This is a genomic window from Alphaproteobacteria bacterium, assembly GCA_025800285.1.
Lineage (GTDB): Bacteria > Pseudomonadota > Alphaproteobacteria > JAOXRX01 > JAOXRX01 > JAOXRX01.
The window spans coordinates 1-1,678 of record JAOXRX010000108.1; the positions used below are offsets into that span (position 1 = coordinate 1).

The following is a 1,678-nucleotide window of genomic DNA, read 5'->3' on the forward strand; positions in this document are numbered from 1 at the left end:
AGATTGAAAAAACATTTTAATATACAGCCCTTTAAAAATAAAGTTTTGCTCAATATTTTATATGGTATCAAAACATAATTATTTAATTTTCTTATTAAAAAATGAAGCTTTCAGAAGTTGAAACACTAATCCAAAGACTAAAGAAAAATGAAAACAAGTAGAGTAATATTTTACATCTTATATTTCAATTATTGACTTATTTTTATTGTGCTTTATGATTGCTGGATTTGCATTTAATAATAAAGATTTAGAATCTACAGGCGAAATTCCGGTAGTGTCTCAAATTTTGTGTAAACACTATTTTAAAGTTATATGCTTACACCTGTCAGGAAATGCTAAATGAAAGTCATTTAGTATTGTACCCCATGAAGAGATAGGTCTATACCAGGTTTTAGCAGCATTAACACATGCTAAATATATTGATTTAATTGCAGATTTATCATCAGGAAATTGCGTTTTATTTTTGGTGTACTTTCGAATGTTCTTATTTAGATTTTCAATAATATTAGTAGTATATATTATCTGTCTGATTTCAGAGGTATAGTCAAAGAAATTCGTCCAATTTTCCCAATTGTTTCTCCAAGGTTTTATTGCAGAAGGATAACGCTCCAACCACTTATCTTCCAGTTCAACTAAATACTCTTCAGCCATTTCCCGATTTGGGGCTTTGTATACCATTTTTAAATCATCAGAGAACTCCTTACGTTTTTTATAAGGAATGTACCCAAAACTTTGACGTATCATATGTACTACACAAATCTGTGTTATTGACTTTGTAAACGCTGCTTTTATTGCATCAGTAAAACCTTTAAGGTTATCTGTTACTGTTAATAAGATGTCTTGTATCCCTCTTGCTTTAAGATCATTCAATACTTCTCTCCAAAAACTGGCAGACTCTTCTTGTCCAATCCAAATTCCTAAAATCTCTTTCTTTCCCAAAGAATTCAAGCCCATTACAATGTAAACACACTTGCTAACTAATTTGTGATTTTCCCTTACTTTAATATGAATTCCATCCATCCACAGAACGAAATAAAAATCATCCAATGGTCGGTTTCGCCACTTTTCTATTTTAGGTAAAAGTAAATCTGTAAAGCGTGAAATCGTACTTTTATCTACATCTATTCCATAGATTTCTTTTAAAGTATCCTGAATATCTCGAACAGTCATACCTTTAGAATAAAGGGTAATTACATGCTCTTCTATCTTATCTATAACTCTTTTGTGTTTGGGTACTATTTGGGGCTCAAAACTACCATTGCGATCTCTGGGTATGGATAAACTATATTCTCCAAGTTTGGTTTTAACACGCTTTTTACTGCTCCCATTCCGTGCATTATCCGAACTATTCACCTCATTCTTCCCATAACCTAGGTGATGATCCAACTCTGTTTCTAACATGGCTTGCAAGCCTTCCTGATAAAGATCATTCATATAGTCATGAATATTTTTACCAGATTTTTTAATGGCTTCTAAGTGTGCTTTTAAATCTGATTTTTCCATTGTATAAAGATTGTTATTTTTCTTGATTTGAAATCTTTACACAAAATTTGAGACAGTATCTAGCTTTTCAGGATATTTTTTTACAAATTCTTTGTGCATTAATGAACTCTTTCCAGAACCAGCAACACCTGTAATACAAACAAAAAGCTTTTTTGGAATTTTTAATGAAGATCGG

General features: G+C 31.1%; 1 protein-coding gene. It reads right to left on the reverse strand.

Annotation, left to right across the window (positions count from 1 at the left end):
- Window positions 1-297: 297 nt before the first annotated feature.
- Window positions 298-1,503 carry an IS256 family transposase gene (locus tag OIF36_05665; GenBank protein ID MCV6599940.1) on the reverse strand — a complete coding sequence of 402 codons (1,206 nt, stop codon included), beginning with the start codon at window positions 1,501-1,503 and terminating at the stop codon, window positions 298-300.
- Between the last annotated feature and the right edge of the window lie 175 nt (window positions 1,504-1,678).

Bases quoted from the DNA above. Each gene is read 5' to 3' on its own strand.
- OIF36_05665 (MCV6599940.1), bottom strand. From the start codon at position 1,503: ATGGAAAAATCAGATTTAAAAGCACACTTAGAAGCCATTAAAAAATCT.